At 69.0% G+C, this 16466-nt stretch carries 17 protein-coding genes; 9 read left to right on the top strand and 8 right to left on the bottom strand.

All coding sequences use genetic code 11. The annotated features are described in order from the left end of the window. The first annotated feature begins 4 nt into the window (after nt 1-4). Nucleotides 5-403 carry a DUF1489 family protein gene (locus ABDZ92_RS14175; protein ID WP_125960174.1) on the top strand — a complete coding sequence of 133 codons (399 nt, stop codon included), beginning with the start codon at nt 5-7 and terminating at the stop codon, nt 401-403. A 3-nt stretch (nt 404-406) separates the two neighbouring features. Here the strand turns inward: ABDZ92_RS14175 and msrA are convergent, their stop codons facing one another. The 4 genes from msrA to pabB all read right to left on the bottom strand — a co-directional run bounded on the left by msrA (nt 407) and on the right by pabB (nt 4488). Next, complete coding sequence (msrA, locus tag ABDZ92_RS14180; protein WP_125960173.1) at nt 407-1051, bottom strand: peptide-methionine (S)-S-oxide reductase MsrA; 645 nt, start codon at nt 1049-1051, stop codon at nt 407-409. Between the two features lie 57 nt (nt 1052-1108). Beyond that, nucleotides 1109-1252, bottom strand: coding sequence for a hypothetical protein (locus ABDZ92_RS14185; RefSeq protein ID WP_164521222.1), 144 nt, complete (start codon nt 1250-1252; stop codon nt 1109-1111). Nucleotides 1253-1482: 230 nt separating this feature from the next. Continuing rightward, the gene (locus tag ABDZ92_RS14190) at nt 1483-2682 is read right to left on the bottom strand and encodes a pyridoxal phosphate-dependent aminotransferase (protein ID WP_125960172.1); all 1200 of its coding nucleotides are present in this window, start codon (nt 2680-2682) and stop codon (nt 1483-1485) included. Nucleotides 2683-2715: 33 nt separating this feature from the next. Next, nucleotides 2716-4488, bottom strand: coding sequence for an aminodeoxychorismate synthase component I (gene pabB, locus ABDZ92_RS14195; RefSeq protein ID WP_125960171.1), 1773 nt, complete (start codon nt 4486-4488; stop codon nt 2716-2718). A gap of 65 nt (nt 4489-4553) precedes the next feature. Here pabB and ABDZ92_RS14200 point away from each other — a divergent pair, with 65 nt between their 5' ends. From ABDZ92_RS14200 to ABDZ92_RS14225, 6 genes are all read left to right on the top strand, one after another. Next, nucleotides 4554-5234, top strand: a complete 681-nt coding sequence (locus ABDZ92_RS14200) for an MBL fold metallo-hydrolase (protein ID WP_125960170.1) — start codon at nt 4554-4556, stop codon at nt 5232-5234. 178 nt (nt 5235-5412) lie between these two features. After that, complete coding sequence (gene rpmF, locus ABDZ92_RS14205; protein WP_125960169.1) at nt 5413-5592, top strand: 50S ribosomal protein L32; 180 nt, start codon at nt 5413-5415, stop codon at nt 5590-5592. 29 nt (nt 5593-5621) lie between these two features. Beyond that, entirely contained in the window at nt 5622-6653 is a 1032-nt protein-coding gene (gene plsX, locus ABDZ92_RS14210; protein WP_125960168.1) for a phosphate acyltransferase PlsX, read from the top strand. Beyond that, a complete protein-coding gene (locus ABDZ92_RS14215) occupies nt 6650-7621 on the top strand; it encodes a beta-ketoacyl-ACP synthase III (protein ID WP_125960167.1) in 972 nt (323 codons plus the stop codon). Before plsX ends, ABDZ92_RS14215 begins: the two co-directional genes overlap by 4 nt. A 100-nt stretch (nt 7622-7721) precedes the next feature. Beyond that, entirely contained in the window at nt 7722-8021 is a 300-nt protein-coding gene (locus ABDZ92_RS14220) for an integration host factor subunit alpha (protein ID WP_125960166.1), read from the top strand. 2 nt (nt 8022-8023) lie between these two features. Further along, on the top strand, nt 8024-8353 hold the full coding sequence (locus tag ABDZ92_RS14225; RefSeq protein WP_125960165.1) for a MerR family transcriptional regulator: 330 nt from the start codon (nt 8024-8026) through the stop codon (nt 8351-8353). Nucleotides 8354-8356: 3 nt separating this feature from the next. Here ABDZ92_RS14225 and ABDZ92_RS14230 read toward each other — a convergent pair whose 3' ends face one another. From ABDZ92_RS14230 to ABDZ92_RS14240, 3 genes are read right to left on the bottom strand one after another with little or no spacing between them, the layout of a single operon-like run. Further along, nucleotides 8357-8887, bottom strand: a complete 531-nt coding sequence (locus tag ABDZ92_RS14230; protein ID WP_125960164.1) for a SixA phosphatase family protein — start codon at nt 8885-8887, stop codon at nt 8357-8359. Nucleotides 8888-8909: 22 nt separating this feature from the next. Next, complete coding sequence (locus ABDZ92_RS14235) at nt 8910-11606, bottom strand: ATP-dependent DNA helicase (protein ID WP_125960163.1); 2697 nt, start codon at nt 11604-11606, stop codon at nt 8910-8912. Nucleotides 11607-11652: 46 nt separating this feature from the next. Next, entirely contained in the window at nt 11653-12546 is an 894-nt protein-coding gene (locus ABDZ92_RS14240; protein ID WP_125960162.1) for a bestrophin family protein, read from the bottom strand. A 127-nt stretch (nt 12547-12673) separates the two neighbouring features. On the opposite strand from ABDZ92_RS14240, the gene ABDZ92_RS14245 reads away from it, so the two are divergent. Together ABDZ92_RS14245 and nhaA are read left to right on the top strand one after the other, a co-directional pair. Continuing rightward, entirely contained in the window at nt 12674-14245 is a 1572-nt protein-coding gene (locus ABDZ92_RS14245) for a lysine--tRNA ligase (RefSeq protein ID WP_125960161.1), read from the top strand. Between the two features lie 72 nt (nt 14246-14317). Beyond that, the gene (nhaA, locus tag ABDZ92_RS14250; RefSeq protein WP_125960160.1) at nt 14318-15547 is read left to right on the top strand and encodes a Na+/H+ antiporter NhaA; all 1230 of its coding nucleotides are present in this window, start codon (nt 14318-14320) and stop codon (nt 15545-15547) included. Between the two features lie 132 nt (nt 15548-15679). Here nhaA and ABDZ92_RS14255 read toward each other — a convergent pair whose 3' ends face one another. Further along, nucleotides 15680-15955: an acylphosphatase gene (locus ABDZ92_RS14255; RefSeq protein WP_125960159.1), complete on the bottom strand. Its 276-nt coding sequence runs from the start codon at nt 15953-15955 to the stop codon at nt 15680-15682. Between the last annotated feature and the right edge of the window lie 511 nt (nt 15956-16466).

Genomic DNA, 16466 nt, shown 5'->3' on the forward strand with positions numbered 1-16466 from the left:
CGGCGTGCCACTTCATCTCACCAAGGTCGCGTTCGCGATCGAAAGCGTCGATCACCTCGCCGAACGGCTGCGCCTGCGCGCGGCCGAGGGTGGGGCGCTGACGACGCGCTACCTGCCCAAGCGCGCCGCCGAGATCGAAGGCGGATCGCTGTTCTGGATCCTCAAGCACCAGCTGGTCGCGCGGTCGCCGATCCTGGGCTTTGGCGAGGCGGAGGGAGGCCGGGTGGCGATTCACCTCGCGGCCGACCTCGTGCTGGTTCAGGCGCGTCCCAAGCGCGCGCACCAGGGCTGGCGCTATCTGGAGGCAGCCGATGCGCCGCCCGATCTCGGCCAGGGCAGCGCAGGCATCGCCGAGCTGCCGCCGCGGCTCATCGGCGAGCTTTCGGCGCTCGCGCTGATCTGAGCCTCAGCGCGCGAGTGTCGGAAAGGCGGCGCGAAAGGCCGCTACCTTGGGTGCATCCCAGCGCACGATGTACGGATAGCGCGGATTGCGGCGGGCGAAATCCTGGTGATAGCCCTCCGCGGGGAAGAACCTACCCGTCTCGATGCGGGTGGCGATCAGCCCGGGAAAGCGCTTCGCGGCGTCCAGCTGCCGGATATAGCGGATGGCCGTCGCACGCTGCCCGGCATCCTGAGGAAAGATTGCGGAACGATAGCTGGGGCCGCGGTCGGGGCCCTGGCGATCGCGCTGCGTGGGATCGTGCGCAACCGAGAAGAAGACGCGCAACAACGTCCCATAGCTGACGATGCGCGGATCATAGGTGATGCGGACCGCCTCGGCATGGCCGGTGCGCTCGGTCGAGACCTGCGCGTAGGTGGCGGTCGCCTGCGTGCCGCCGGCATAGCCGTTGATTACGGAAGAAACGCCCTTCACCTGCTCGAACACCGCCTCCAGTCCCCAGAAGCAGCCGCCTGCGAACACGGCGACCGCACGGCTGCCGCTGGAGGGGCTCTCATGTTCGACGGGCGGTATCGGGACTGCGCGTTCGGCCTGGGCGGGACCACCGAGCCCGAGGGCTGCAGGGAGGATCAGGGCAGAGATGCAGCGCATGGCGCGAATATGGGGGCGTCCTTGCCGATCAACAGGGGCAAGGGCGCCACCTGGAGATCAGTTCGTGGCTTCGACCGGCGCGTCCCAGGAGGATGCCTGCGCCGGCTGCGCGACCTGCACGCTCACCAGCGCTACGGCGCCGAGCGCGAAGCCGCTGAGGAAAAGCCGGAAGAAACCGGGGCGGGGCTTGTTCTGCGTCATCAGAGTCGTTCCATTGCAGTGTCGCGAGCAGCTGCGGACTGCAGTTGCTTGCGACTCCGTGTCGTTCGCTGTTCGGGGATAGGCCGCCGGGGCTGAACCGGGGCTGGCCGTGCCGTTCATCGCCAGTTGGCATCGGCGACGCGGCTTCGCAAGCCACGCGCGCGAAACGCTGCGGTGCAAAGAAGTTCCGCCGCGTCGGGACGCGGCGGAAAAAAAAGCTGGAACGGCGGCTAGCGCAGCGCCGCGCAGGCCGCCTGGATGCGCGAGCACGCCTCGCGCAGCACGTCTTCGGAGGTCGCGTAGCTGATCCGCATCGCAGGCGAGAGGCCGAAGGCCGCGCCGTGCACCACCGCGACTTTGGCGTCCGACAGCAGATAGCCGGCGAAATCCTCGTCGGTGGCGATTACCTGGCCATTGGGTGCGGTCTTGCCGATCAGCCCTGACACTTCGGGATAGACGTAGAAGGCGCCTTCGGGCGTCGGGCAGGTCACGCCGTCGATCGCGTTCAGCATGCCGACAACCAGATCGCGACGCTTCTGGAACGCCGCGGCGCGATCCTTCAAGAAGCTCTGGTCGCCGTTGAGCGCGGCCACGGCCGCCGCCTGTGCGATCGAGCAGGGGTTCGAGGTCGATTGCGACTGCAGCTTCGACATTGCCTTGATGAGCCAGGGTGCGCCGGCGGCGAAGCCGATCCGCCAGCCGGTCATCGCATAGGCCTTGGAACAGCCGTTCACGGTCAGCACGCGCTCGTAGAGCGACGGGCACACCTGCGCGATCGTGGCGAACTGGAAATCGTCGTAGAGGATGTGCTCGTACATGTCGTCGGCGAACACCCAGACATGCGGATGGCGCTCGAGCACCTGGCCGAGCGCGCGCAGTTCCTCGACCGTATAGGCCGCGCCCGTCGGGTTGGACGGCGAGTTCAGGATCACCCACTTGGTGCGCTCGGTGATCGCGGCCTCCAGCTGCTCGGGACGCAGCTTGTAGCCCTGGTCGGCACCCGCCTGCACCACCACCGGCGTGCCGCCGGCGAACTGCACCACGTCGGGATAGCTCACCCAATAGGGGGCCGGCACGATCACCTCGTCGCCCGGGTTCACCGTCGCCACCATCGCGTTGAACAGCGTGTGCTTGCCGCCGACGTTCACGCTGATCTGGTTGACGGCGTAGTCGAGGCCGTTGTCGCGCTTGAACTTGGCGGCGATCGCCTCCTTCAGCTCGGCCGTGCCGTCGACGTTGGTGTATTTCGTCTTGCCCGCGCGGATCGCCTCGATCGCCGCTTCCTTGACGAAGTCGGGCGTGTCGAAGTCGGGCTCGCCTGCGCCCAGGCCGATCACATCGACGCCCCGGCGCTTGAGCTCGAGCACCTTGGAGGTGATGGCGAGCGTGGGCGAGGGGCTAATACGGTCGAGCGCGGCAGAGGTCTTCATCGGAATTCCCGCTGGAGAAAAGGCGCTGGCGCCTTAGCGGGGGGAGGGGGGCTCCGCAACCAATCGCGCACGAATAAGTCCGCGAACGGCATTGCCGACGTAAAAACCTTGCGCGAGATCCGCGGGTCGCACGACCGCCTCGACCGCGCTTCCAGCGCCCAGCAATTCGGCCCGCAACACCCCGGGCAGCAATCCTGCGGAGAGCGGCGGCGTGTGAAGCAAGCCCTCACGCTCGACGAAGATGGAGGTGAAGCTGCCTTCCGTCACCTGTCCGTCAGGAGCGACGAACGCCACGTCGAAGCACCCGAGCCCTTGGCGCGCGGCGTCATAGAAACGGCGGTCGCTCGTCTTGTGGCGCAGGCGGAAATCCGCCGGGGACACCGGCAGCGGTACCAATGCGATGGAAACCGGCTCGGAGGGCGCCGGCGGCAGCGGACCTGCCTCGACGGCGATCGCGCCGCTCGGCGACAGCAGCAGCCGCACGCGCGACGGCTGCTCCAGCCGGAAGGTGGCCGCTTGCAGTTCGTTGCGCGCGGCATGTCGATCAAAGGCGAAGCCCAGGCGTCGCGCGCTCGCCTTCAGGCGCTCCAAGTGTCGCTCGAGCAGCGGGATGCCCCGATGCGGGTCGAACGCCATGGTCTCGATCAGATCGAAGCGTCGCTGGCCATTGGTCAGGAACCGGGCCTTGTCGTGGCACTCGCGCCATTCGGCTGCAGGCGTCGAATCGGCGACGACACCAGAGCCGAGCCCCAGCGTCGCGGCCTCTGCATCGGGTTTCAGGTGGAGGGTCCGGATGGCGACGTTGAACGCGGCGTCGCCATTCGCGTCGATGCGGCCGATCGCGCCGGTGTAGATCCCGCGCGGCGATCGCTCCACCGCCTCGATCACTTCCATCGCCCGGCGCTTCGGCGCGCCGGTCACGGAGCCGCAGGGAAACAGCGCCGTGAGCGCCTGGGCCGGGCTGCTGTCGGGAGCGAGGATGCCGCGCACGCTGGAGACCATCTGGTGCACCGTTGGGTAGCACTCGACGACGAAGCGTTCGGGTACTTCCACGCTGCCGGCGACCGCCACACGGGCGATGTCGTTGCGCAACAGGTCGAGGATCATCAGATTCTCGGCACGCTGCTTGGGATCCTCGGCAAGGGCCGCTGCGGCGGCTGCGTCGCGGACCGGATCCGGGTCGCGGCGGGCGGTTCCCTTCATCGGCCGGGCGGAAACGGTGGTGCCCTCGATCCGGAAGAACAGTTCCGGGGACAAGGAGAGCAGCCAGTCGGCGCCCGTCCAGACCAGAGCGCCGTGCCCTGCCGCCGCGCGCGGCCGGATCGCGGCATAGAGCGCGCGCGGGTCGCCCAGGATGGGAGCGGTCGCGCGGAAGGTCAGGTTGGCCTGGTAGATGTCGCCTGCTTCGATCCACCCCCGGACCCGATCGAACGCCTCGGCATAGCCGACATAGTCGAGTTCGGGCTCGGGGGTGCCGATCCAGGCGCCGGCGGGGTCCGGAAGCAGCGTGGCCAGCGCATCGGCATCCAGCTGCTCGTGCGCGTCGAAGATGCCGAACCAGCCAAACGGCAGCGCGCCGGCAGGGGCGGCTGCAATGCCCTCGATGACCCGCCCGGCTTCGTAGCTCAGGAAGCCCGCAACCGCCTGCCCCTCTGCTCGGGCGTCTTCCAGCGCTTGCAGCAGCGGCGCGATATCCTCGGGGGTATCCGCCTGCACGACGGCACGCGGGTTCCGGTACAGCCGGGCAGTCCCGCCGGGGCGGGCATCGTCCAGCAGGACGAAGGGCGTGGCGTCGTGCAAGAGCATCCCTCCCGCGGATTGCAGCGGCGCGGCGCTTGCCGCAAGCCCGCATGCGCGCCTATCCCGTCCGAATGACGCCTTCTCCCATCCGTGCGGCGATCGTGCCGGTGACGCCGCTCCAGCAGAACTGCACGCTGCTGTGGTGTACCAGGACGATGCGGGGCGCCTTTGTCGATCCCGGCGGCGACCTCGACCGGCTTCGCCAGGCTGCCGAGCAGAACGGCGTCACGATCGAGAAGATTCTGCTGACCCACGGCCACATCGACCATTGTGGCGAGGCAAAGCCACTGGCCGATGCGCTGGGCGTGCCCATCGAGGGGCCCCATGAGGCGGATCGGTTCTGGATCGCGCGCTTGGATGAAGACGGCAAGCGATGGGGCCTGCGCGGGGTGCCGTTCGAACCCGATCGCTGGCTGGTCGAAGGTGACCAGGTGACGGTGGGGGAGGTCGCGTTCGACGTGTACGAGACGCCCGGGCACACTCCGGGGCACGTCGTCTTCCACCATCCAGGCACCAGGTTCGCGCTGGTGGGCGATGTGCTGTTCGCGGGCTCGGTCGGCCGGACGGACTTCCCGCTTTCGAATCACGAGGCGCTGATCGACTCGATCGTCACCAAGCTGTGGCCGATGGGCGACGACACCAGCTTCATCCCCGGTCACGGGCAGCCTGGGCGCTTCGGGCAGGAGCGGCAGACCAATCCCTTTGTGGCCGATTCGGTGCTGGCCGGCAGGGGAGTTGCGAACGGCCGCTGAGGCGCATTCCCGCCACAAGCTTGCAACCACTGCCAAAAACGCTATAGGCGCGGCTCGCTTCGTGACATGGCCCATGCTGCCGGTCCGGCGAGCGGCCGGTCGCCCGGCACTGCTTGCCCGGTCGAAACTTGGGTATTTCACGGCCAACGATCCTTAGATTTCCGGTAAAGGTGCCGACATGGCAGTTCCCAAGAGAAAGACCTCGCCCTCCCGCCGGGGCATGCGGCGCGCGCACGACTCGCTCTCGGTCGAGTCGTTCCAGGAGTGCCCGAACTGCGGCGAGCTGAAGCGCCCGCACAACCTGTGCACGGGTTGCGGTCACTATAACGGCCGCGAGATCATCTCGGTCGAAGGCTGAGCCTGACCGCAAACGGAGGCGCTGGCGTGGTGGCCGAGGACTCGTGGATCGCCGTCGATGCGATGGGCGGTGACGAGGGCCTTGCGGTGATGCTTGCCGGCGTCGCCCAGGCACGTCGCCGCAATCCGGGCCTTCGGTTCCTGCTGGTGGGTGACGAGACGGCGATTCGCGCCGGTCTCCAGTCGCACCCCAATCTCACCGCTGCGTCGGAGGTCGTCCACGCGCCGGAACTGGTTGGGTCTTCGGACAAGCCGAGCCAGGCGATCCGTCGCGCCCGCACCACGTCGATGGGAATCGCCATCGATCTGGTGAAGAAGGGCCGGGCAGCCGCCGCCGTGTCGTCCGGGAATACCGGCGCGCTGATGGCGATGGCCAAGCTCGCGCTGCGGACCATGCCCGGCATCGATCGTCCGGCGCTGGCAGCGCTGCTGCCGAGCCTGGGCGAGAACGACCTGGTGATGCTCGACCTTGGCGCCAATGCCGAGTGCGATGCGCGCAATCTCGTCCAGTTCGCGGTAATGGGGGCTGCCTATGCCCGCGCCGTGCTGGATCTGGAGAGCCCGCGCGTCGCGCTGCTCAACATCGGCACCGAGGACATGAAGGGCATCGACAGCGTCCGCGATGCGGCCGCCGCGATTCGCGCCTCCACCCACCTGCCGCTCACCTTCACCGGCTATATCGAGGGCGACCGTCTCTCGCGTGGCGAAGTCGACGTGGTGGTGTGCGACGGCTTCTCGGGCAACATCGCGCTCAAGACTGCCGAGGGTACCGCCCGCTTCGTGGCGGACCTGCTCAAGCGCGCCTTCCGCAGTTCGGTCCGTTCCAAGGTCGGTTTCCTGATCTCCAAGCCCGCGACCGACCTGCTGCGGCATCACCTCGATCCCAACAACCACAATGGCGCGATCTTCCTGGGCTTGAACGGCCTGGTGGTGAAGAGCCATGGCGGTGCGAACGCCATCGGCGTTTCGAACGCGATCGAGGTCGCGGCCAAGCTGGTGCGCAACAACCTAACCCATCGGATCGCTGAAGACCTGGCAGCGATCGAAGCGAAGGCCGCATGACTCGTCGCTCCGTGATCGCCGGCACCGGCTCTGCCCTTCCCAAGCGCCGCGTTTCCAACGCTGAGCTCGCGGAGCGGGTCGACACGACGGACGACTGGATCGTCGAGCGGACCGGCATCCGTTTCCGCCACATCGCGGAGGAGGGCGAGACGACCTCGTCGCTGGCGATCGAGGCGGCAGGCAAGGCCATCGCGGCCGCTGGACTCGACGCGAACGCGATCGACCTGATCGTTCTCGCGACCGCCACGCCCGACCAGACCTTTCCCGCGACCGCGACGACGGTCCAGGCGGCGCTTGGCATCAACGACTGCGTTGCGTTCGATGTCGCGGCGGTGTGTTCCGGCTTTCTCTACGCGGTGCAGGTCGCCGACAGCATGATCCGCGCCGGTGCACATCAGCGTGCGCTGGTGATCGGCGCCGAGACATTCAGCCGCATCCTGGATTGGGAAGATCGCGCGACTTGCGTGCTGTTCGGCGACGGGGCCGGCGCCGTGGTGCTGGAGGCGCGCGAGTCCGCCGAGGCGGACGCGCCGGGTATCCTCGCGACCAAGCTCCACGCCGATGGCCGCCACAACGGCCTGCTCTATGTCGATGGGGGGCCCTCGACGACGGGCACCGTCGGCAAGCTGCGGATGAAGGGCCGGGAGGTTTTCCGCCACGCGGTGGTCAACCTGGCACAGGTGATGGAGGAATCGCTCGGAACCGCGGGGCTCACCTCCGCCGATGTGGACTGGGTGGTGCCGCACCAAGCGAACGCCCGCATCCTTGAGGCCACCGCGCGCAAGCTGGGCCTCGCACCGGAGAAGGTCGTCGTCACCGTGGACCAGCACGCCAATACCTCGGCGGCCTCTGTCCCGCTGGCGCTCGACACGGCGGTTCGGGACGGCCGAATCAAGCGCGGCGACCTGATCGTGCTCGAGGCGATGGGTGGGGGCTTCACCTGGGGCGCGGCGGTGGTTCGCTTCTGATCGGCGTGGCTGGGCGGGTGCACGCCCGGCAGCCGGTGGTTTGACCAAGGGCGACCTTGTGGTACGCGACTTGGCGCATTCACTGGGTAGGGGGTTTGCCATGACTGCGGGCGGGACGTTGACACGCGCGGACCTCGCAGAGGCACTGCACAAGGAAGTCGGGCTTTCACGCGCCGATTCCGCCAAGCTGGTGGAGGATATCCTCGGCCACATGTGCGAGGCTCTGCATAAGGGCGAGAACGTCAAGATTTCGGGCTTCGGCAGCTTCGTGCTGCGCGACAAGGGCGAGCGCGTGGGCCGTAATCCCAAAACCGGGGTAGAGGTGCCGATCGCGCCGCGCCGGGTGCTGACCTTCCGTGCCAGCCAGATGATGCGCGACCGCATCGTCGCTGCCAGCTGAGGATTTCAGCCGTGTCCGAGAAATCGGCGACGGCCTTTCGCACGATCGGCGAGGTCGCGGCCGAGCTGGGGCTGCCGCAGCACCGGCTGCGCTACTGGGAAAGCCGCTTCTCCGAGCTGCGGCCGGTCACCCGCGCCGGGCAGCGCCGCTACTATCGCCCCGAGGACGTCGCGCTGGTGCGGCGCATCCACCAGCTGCTGAGCGAAGAGGGCTATACGATTCGCGGGGTGCAGAACCTGCTGGCGGCCGAGCGCGGCAAGCCGGTGGCGCAGGATCCGCTGCTTCGCATCCGGACGATGCTGGCAGACGCGCTCGCCGCGGACGCCCGCTGAGCGTCAGCCGACGTCCGGGCCTAGGCTCGGATCGACGTCGCGGGGCCGGATGAAGCGCAGGAGCGTCGCGCCGCCTTCGCACGTCTCGTTCCAGTGCGCGCCCACCTCCAGCACCGCCACGCTTGCGGTCGGGAATTTCTCTGCCACGTCCTGCCGCAGCGCGCCGGTCTCGGCGAGCAGCAGGACCAGTTCCTCAAGACCGGGATTGTGGCCGACCAGCAGCACCTGATCGGCGGCGTCGGGAAGAGCCCGCACCACGTCGAGCAGTGTCGCTTCCGACGCCAGATAGAGTCGACGGTCCCACTCGGGCGCTAGCGTCTCGCCGAGCCCGGAGGCGAAATGGTCGAGCGTCTCCTGCACCCGTACCGCGGGCGACGCGACGACCAGGTCGAAGGCTAGCCCCAGGCCACGCAGGTGGCGGCCCATGGTCTCGGCCGCGCGGGCGCCCTTCGCATTGAGCGGGCGATCGAAGTCCCGCGCGACGGGATCGTCCCAGCCGGACTTGGCGTGGCGAAGCAGCGTCAGGGTCTTCATGGCACTTCCGTCGGGCGAGGCGTCAGGCGGTCGCCGCCTCATGCCCCAAGGGACGGGCGAGGGAAAGCCGCGATGCACGTTCGACCGCCTCGTCGAGTGTGGTGCGCAACACCGGTGTCCCTTCCGGGAAGGCGGTGAGCAGGCGGGACGGCATGGCGGCGGATAGGAGCACGAACATGCCACGGTCGTCCGCACGACGGATCAGCCGGCCGAATGCCTGGGCCAGGCGCGCGCGCACGATCCGGTCGTCATAGGCGCTGCCACCGCCTGCCAGCCGGCGGGCAGCGTGGAGCACGGTCGGCTTGGGCCAGGGCACGCCCTCCATCGCGACCAGCCGCAGCGAGTCGCCGGGCACGTCGACGCCGTCCCGCAGCGCGTCGGTGCCGATCAGCGAGGCGCGGGGATCGTCGCGGAAGATGTCCACCAGCGTGCCCGTGTCGATCGGGTCGACATGCTGGGCGAGCAGCGGCAGGCCGTCGCGCGCCAGCCGGTCGGCGATGCGCGCATGCACCGCCCGCAGCCGGCGGATGGCGGTGAAGAGCCCAAGCGTACCGCCGCCAGCGGCGGCGATCAGCCGGGCGTAGGCGTTGGCGAGCGCGGCCAGGTCGCCACGCTTCACGTCGGTGACGATGACGACCTCCGCCTGGCCGGCATAGTCGAAGGGGCTCGCGGCCTCGAACCGAGCGGGCGCCCGCTCCAGATGAGGGGCGCCGGCGCGTGCTTCCGCCACCGACCAGTCGCCACCGGCCTTGAGGGTGGCCGAGGTGACCAGGGCACCATGGGCGGGCTTGAGCACGGTGTCGGCAAAGGGCCGGCTCGGATCGAGCCAATGGCGATGGAGCCCGACGTCATATTCGCGGCCTTCGACTCGATCGACAGCGAGCCAGTCGACATAGTCGGGGTCGTTCGGGCCACCGATCCGCGCGATCAGCGCGAGCCAGGCGCCGACCGTCTCGGCCCGCCAGCCGAGCGAGGCGATGGCGCCTTCGACGCGTGCCCGCGCCGGTGCGTCCATCCAGTCCGGAGCTTCCGCCAGCACCGACTCGAGCCGGCGGCCGAGCGCCAGCAGCGGACGCAGCAAGGCCTCCAGCGCCGCACTCGCGGGACCGGCGGCATCGACGAGCCCGGGATCGGGTTCGGCCAGTTCGGTCTCGAGCCCATAGCCCGCCTCGCCCGCATCGGGTGCGCGCGCGTAGACGAGCCCCCGGACCGCCGCGAGCAGCGTCTCGACCGGCCCGAACGGCGCGCCTTCGTTGATGCGGCCGAGCCAGCCGTCGGAAGGCAGCGCCTGCGCGGCGTTGACCGCGGCCGCGATCGTTTCCGCCCCGCCGTCGTCGTAGCTCGCCACGTCGGAGAGTCGTGCGGCGAGTCCGCGCCTGCGGCCGCGTGCCTTTGCCTCCGGCCCCAGCACCCAGCGGCGCAATTCGATCGCCTCTGCGCCGGTCAGCGCTGCCGAGAACATCGCGTCGGCCGCATCGAACAGGTGATGTCCCTCGTCAAAGACGTAGCGCGTGGGCCGAGTCGCCGATTCGCGGCCGCGGGCGGCGTTCACCATCACCAGCGCGTGGTTGGCGATGACCAGGTCGGCGTCTGCAGACGCGCGGGCCGCGCGCTCGATGAAGCACTTCCGGTAATGCGGGCAGCCTGCGTAGATGCACTCGCCGCGGCGGTCCGTGAGCGCGGTCGAACCGTTGCGGCGGAACAGCGTCGGCAGCCAGCCGGGCAGGTCGCCGCCGACCATGTCGCCGTCGGCGGTATAGGCGGCCCAGCGCGCGACCAGTTGCGCCAGGATCGCCGCGCGCCCGGCGAACCCGCCCTGCAGCGCATCCTCCAGGTTCAGCAGGCAGACGTAGTTCTCGCGACCCTTGCGGGTGACGATCCGCCGCTTGCGCTCCTCCTCGTCGGGGAACAGTCGCTCCCCTTCGCGTGCGAGCTGGCGCTGGAGCGCTTTGGTATAGGTCGATACCCAGACGGCGCCGCCGGCCCGTTCGGACCAGAGCGACGCGGGCGCCAGATAGCCCAGCGTCTTGCCGATGCCGGTGCCCGCCTCCGCCAGCACCAGATTGGGCGAGTCGCGCACCACGCGCGGGGCAAAGGCATCGGCGGCGGCGGCAGCATAGGTGCGCTGGCCGTGCCGCCGTTCGGCCCCGGCGCCGGTGAGGGCATCGAGGCGGGCGACCACGTCGGCGCCGTCGACGGCGATGGTACGCGGGGCGGGGCGGGGTGCGCGCTCCTCCCACTCCGGAAGCTTGGAAAAGAGCCAGCGCTCGGCGCGCTCCGGCTTTGCCAGCCGCTGGGTAACGGCAGGTGCCCAGGTCCAGCGCAGTCGGAACAGGGACTGGGCAGCGTGCCAGGCCCCCTCGCGTTCCGGCCACTCGCCTTCCATGACGGCCAGGAGTGCGGCGGCGGCATCGCGGAGGAAGGGGGCGACGGCCGCATCACTCTCCGGCACCGGCAGGCCGGTCACGGCGGCGAGCCCCTTGGGCGTGGGGACCATGAAGCGCGCCGGGCGCAGGAAGGCGAAAAGCTCCAGAAGGTCGAGGCCCGACAGTTCCGTATAGCCGAGCCGTTGCGCCACCAGCGGCGCGTTCAGCACCAGCGTCGGCGTGTCGGCGGCGAGCCGGATCGCCTCGCCCCGGCTGATCCCGCGCACCTCCCCGTCGGGCGTGGCGACCCAGATGCCGCCGTGGCTTGCGTGCAGCGCGGGATAGGGGAGCATGGCTTTCTCTATAGACGCCTCGCCGGTGAACGGAAGCGGAACGGCGTCACCACAGCACGCCCTTTTCCGGCTGCAGCGGCGGCGGTGCCGCATCGCCGATCGCCTGGAGGAGGTCGATCTCGATCGTGCGGCACATGGCCGTCATGGGCACGTCGTGGATGGTGTCGGCAAAGGGATCGACCAGGTCGTCGCCGATGTGCAGCACCGTCAGGAACATCAGGCCGGCCAGGCTGGAGCCGATCGGCGTCGCCCAGCCGAGGGATTCTACCAGCCCGATCGGCAGCAGGATGCAGAACAGCCGCGCGAACAGCGTCGGGAGGAAGCGGTACTGGTTGGGCAGCGGCGTGTTCTTGATCCGCTCCATGCCCCCCTGGGCATTGGCGATGTCGACCAGGATGCTTTCGAGCTGGGTCTGCTGGATGGTGTCGATCCAGCCCTCGCGCATCGCGCGTGCGATGCGGCGGCCGGTGCCGTCGAGCAGGCCATTGGCCACGTTGGTGCGGCTGAGCGGATCGGCGGCCTCGGCCGGCGACAGGAAGCGCAACACCTCCGGCGCAGGATCCTGGTGCCGGAGCTGGCAGCGCAGGCCATGCACATAGGCGATGTGCCGCAGCACGATGCTGCGCTTCAGTTCCCGCGCGGGCCCGATGTCGTCGATCGGCAGGAACGCCATGGAACCGCGCGCAAGGCTGCGCGAGGCGTTGATCATCGCGCCCCACAGCACCCGGCCTTCCCACCAGCGCTGGTAGGCGGAATTGACGCGAAAGCCGAGGAACAGCGCTAGCGCGGTGCCGAACAGGGTGAGCGGCAGTGCCGGCGCGCGAAACGGCGAGATGAAATAGAAGACGGTCACCGCCACGTCCCACAGGAACAGGATGAAAAGCGGCTGCCACACGTCCAGGAGGATGTTGCGGAATCGAGGAGTTGCACTGACGATCACGAGACTTCGGTACCTTGGTGAAAGCGTGAACGGAGGAGACGCCTGGAACGCGGACTTTGTTGCAGTGCGAAAGCGTGCCGCGCAATCCGGCTTGGCCAAGCCGTCGCCGAGGCGTTACAGGGCCGGGATGATCGATCCTGCGCTCCGTACCGCCGCCCTCGTGTCCAAGGCCTGGCCCTATGAGGAGGCGCGCAAGCTCCTCAAGCGCTATCCCGAGGGCAAGCCCGGCGGCGCGCCGGTGATCTTCGAAACCGGCTATGGTCCCTCGGGCCTGCCGCACATCGGCACGTTCAACGAAGTGCTGCGCACCACCATGGTGCGCCAGGCCTTTGCCGAGCTGTCGGACACGCCGACCCGGCTGATCGCGTTCAGCGACGACATGGACGGCCTGCGCAAGGTGCCGGACAATGTGCCCAACCGCGAGATGCTCGCCGAGCACCTGGGCAAGCCGCTGACGCAGGTGCCCGATCCGTTCGGGACGCACGAGAGCTTCGCGCACCACAACAATGCGCTGCTGCGCGAATTCCTCGACCGCTTCGGCTTCGACTATGAGTTCGCGTCCTCGACCGAATATTACACCTCGGGCCGCTTCGACGAGGCGCTGCGCGGCGTGCTGCGCCACTACCAGGGCATCATGGACGTGATGCTGCCGACGCTGCGCAAGGAGCGGCAGGAAACCTATTCGCCGATCCTTCCGGTGAGCCCCAAGTCGGGCGTGGTGCTGCAGGTGCCGGTCGAAGTGGTGGATGCCGAGGCCGGGCTGATCGCGTTCGAGGACGGGGGCGAGCGGATCGTCCAGTCGGCACTGGGCGGGCTTTCGAAGCTGCAGTGGAAGGTCGACTGGGCGATGCGCTGGGTCGCCTTGGGCGTGGACTATGAGATGGCGGGCAAGGACCTGATCGACTCGGTCGTCCAGTCCTCCAAGATCGCGCGCGTGCTCGGCGGGCGTCCGCCCGAAGGCTTCAACTACGAGATGTTCCTGGACGAGAAGGGGGAGAAGATCTCCAAGTCCAAGGGCAATGGCCTGAGCCTCGAGCAGTGGCTGACCTATGGTCCCGAAGAGAGCCTGGCCTTCTACGCCTATCGCGAGCCCAAGAAGGCCAAGCAGCTGCACCTGGGCGTGATCCCGCGGGCGATCGACGAATATTGGCAGTTCCGGGGCAACTACCCCAGCCAGCCGGTCGAGCAGCAGCTGGGCAACCCCGTCCACCACATCCACGGCGGCCCGCCGCCCGCAGAGACGCTGCCGGTCACCTTCGGGCTGTTGCTGAACCTGGTCGGCGTGATGGGCGAGGCGACCAAGGAGCAGGTGTGGGGCTATCTGGCGAACTATGTCGCCGATGCCTCGCCCGAGGCGTACCCGGCGCTGGACCGGCTGATCGACCATGCGCTCGCCTATGTCCGCGACGTTGCCGACAAGCCCGAGCGGCGGGCTCCGGAAGGTGTCGAGGTGGCGGCACTCCAGCGGCTGGACGCGGAGCTGGCGGCGATGCCGGCGGATGCGAGCGCCGAGACGATCCAGGACGCCGTCTATGAGATCGGCAAGACCGGCGGCTTCGAGTCGCTGCGCGACTGGTTCAAGGCGCTGTACGAGACGCTGCTCGGCACCAGCCAGGGACCGCGCATGGGCAGCTTCATCGCGCTCTATGGCATCGACAATAGCCGCAAGCTGATCGCGGAGGCGCTCGCCCGCGCGTGACCGGAGCGGGCGCGCGGTTTGCCCCTGGGCGTTTGCGACGATAGTCCGGGAGGAACGCCAGCAGGAGCCATGATGCCAGACAGCCCCCACCACCCCCGTTCCGCGCTTCGCGAGTTCCTGAAAAGCGAGGCGGGCGGCGGTGTGCTGCTGATCGCGGCGGCCGCGCTGGCGATGGTGGTGGCGAACCTGCCGGGGCTGTCGGAACCCTATTTTCACCTGCTTCACTGGACCACGGGTCCGGTGCTCAGCCCCAAATACGGGCCGATGACGGTCCATCTTTGGATCAACGACGGGCTGATGGCGATCTTCTTCCTGCTCGTCGGGCTGGAGATCAAGCGCGAGTTCGTCGACGGGCGGCTCGCCACCTGGCAGCACCGGCGGCTGCCGGTGGTCGCCGCCGCGGCCGGCATGGTGGTGCCGGCGCTGGTGTACCTGGCGGTGACCGGCGGCCGGCCCGAGCTGCAGGGCGGCTGGGCGGTGCCGGCGGCGACGGACATCGCCTTTGCCATCGGCGTGCTGGCGCTGCTCGGATCGCGGGCGCCGGCTTCGCTCAAGCTGTTCCTGACCACGGTCGCCATCGTCGACGACATGGGGGCGGTGGCGATCATCGCGCTCGCCTATACCGACGGCATCGCCAGCCTGGCGCTGGCCGCGGCCGGGCTGGTGCTGGCGGCGATGTACGTGCTCAACCAGTCCAAGGTGCGGTCGCTCACTCCCTATCTCCTCCTCGGGCTGGCGCTCTGGTACTTCGTCTTCCTGTCGGGCGTGCACGCGACCATCGCCGGGGTCGCGACCGCGCTGATGATCCCGGTCAAGCCCACCCCGGCCGCGCCCGACGCGATCGACTCGCCGCTCCACCGGCTGGAGCATGCGCTGCATCCCTGGGTGGCGTACGCGATCGTCCCCCTGTTCGGCTTCGCCAATGCGGGCGTGTCGCTGGCGGGAACCTCGGCCGGGGTGCTGCTCGACCCGCTGCCGCTGGGCGTCGCGCTCGGCCTCTTGCTGGGCAAGCAGATCGGCATCTTCGGAAGCATCTGGATCGCCAACCGCACCGGCTTTGCGCCGCGGCCGGGCGGGGCCAGCTGGGTGCAGATCTGGGGCCTGTCGCTGCTGGCGGGCATCGGCTTCACCATGAGCCTGTTCATCGGGGGCCTCGCATTCCCGAACGACCCGCTGCTGGTGGACGAGGTCAAGATCGGCGTGCTTGCGGGATCGGTGCTGTCGGCCCTCGCGGGCTATGCGGTGCTGCGGCTGGCGCCGCGCAAACCCCTACGGGTTGTCCCAAACCGTCCCAGCATGTGAAAGGTTAGGCGAAAGTTAGTCCAAGACGCGCCGTCGCACGGCTGGCGGCGGAGGCGGGATGCCGAAGCGGAAGGGTGCGTGGTCCATGGCCGCACCGAAGCAGCTTGGCGGCGTGTAGGACAGCCGGGGCGATCAGACGGTGGGGCGCTTGGCGAAATCCGGATGAACCGCCGCCGGTGCCTCGGTGACGGTGACCGAGGCGACGCGCGCCCCCGGCGGGCCGTGGTGGGCGCGGGCCACCAGTGCGTCCACCTGCTCGGCGGGGCCTGCGACCACCGCCTCGACGCTGCCGTCGGCGCGGTTCCGCACCCAGCCGGTGATGCCGAGCGCCTGGGCCTGCTCGATCATCCACGCGCGATAGGTGACACCCTGGACGCGGCCGGTGATCGAGAGGTGGCGGTGGATCATGGCGGACGCTCCGGGATCGTGAGGGTGGCCGGAGACTAGGGCAGGGGATTTGCCGGCTGAAGCGTTTTTGGGGTGATAGCGTGGAGCGGGCAGGCGATCACGGGGTTGCGTGCTGCTACCCTGGGCTCCCGCCGTGCGGGAGCACGGTGGAGAGGAACGCGCTGGAGTTCCCCAGCAAAGGGCGGTGCAAGTCCCGCGTGGATCGCGAGCCGGGTCGGCCTTCCATGTGCTCCCGCGTAGGCGGGAGCCCAGGAGCCGCGGGCGCGGCGGTAGTTACTCTGCGGGTAGGTGAACTCGCTATCGCGCCGCTCGTACCCCGGCGGAGGCCGGGGTCCAGATGGGGTGTGGTGTATGGCGCGCGCTACTGCGGCGGCACCGCACCTGGGCCCGGGCCTTCGCCGGGGTACGGGGTGTGCGGTGGGGCGGGCGTTCCGCGTAAGCCAAAGGGGCGGGATTGCTCCCGCCCCTTTGGCTTACAGCTTTTCGGTGAGTTCGGGGACGATCTGGAAGA

This window comes from Sphingomonas molluscorum (genome assembly GCF_039522995.1).
Lineage (GTDB): Bacteria > Pseudomonadota > Alphaproteobacteria > Sphingomonadales > Sphingomonadaceae > Sphingomonas > Sphingomonas molluscorum.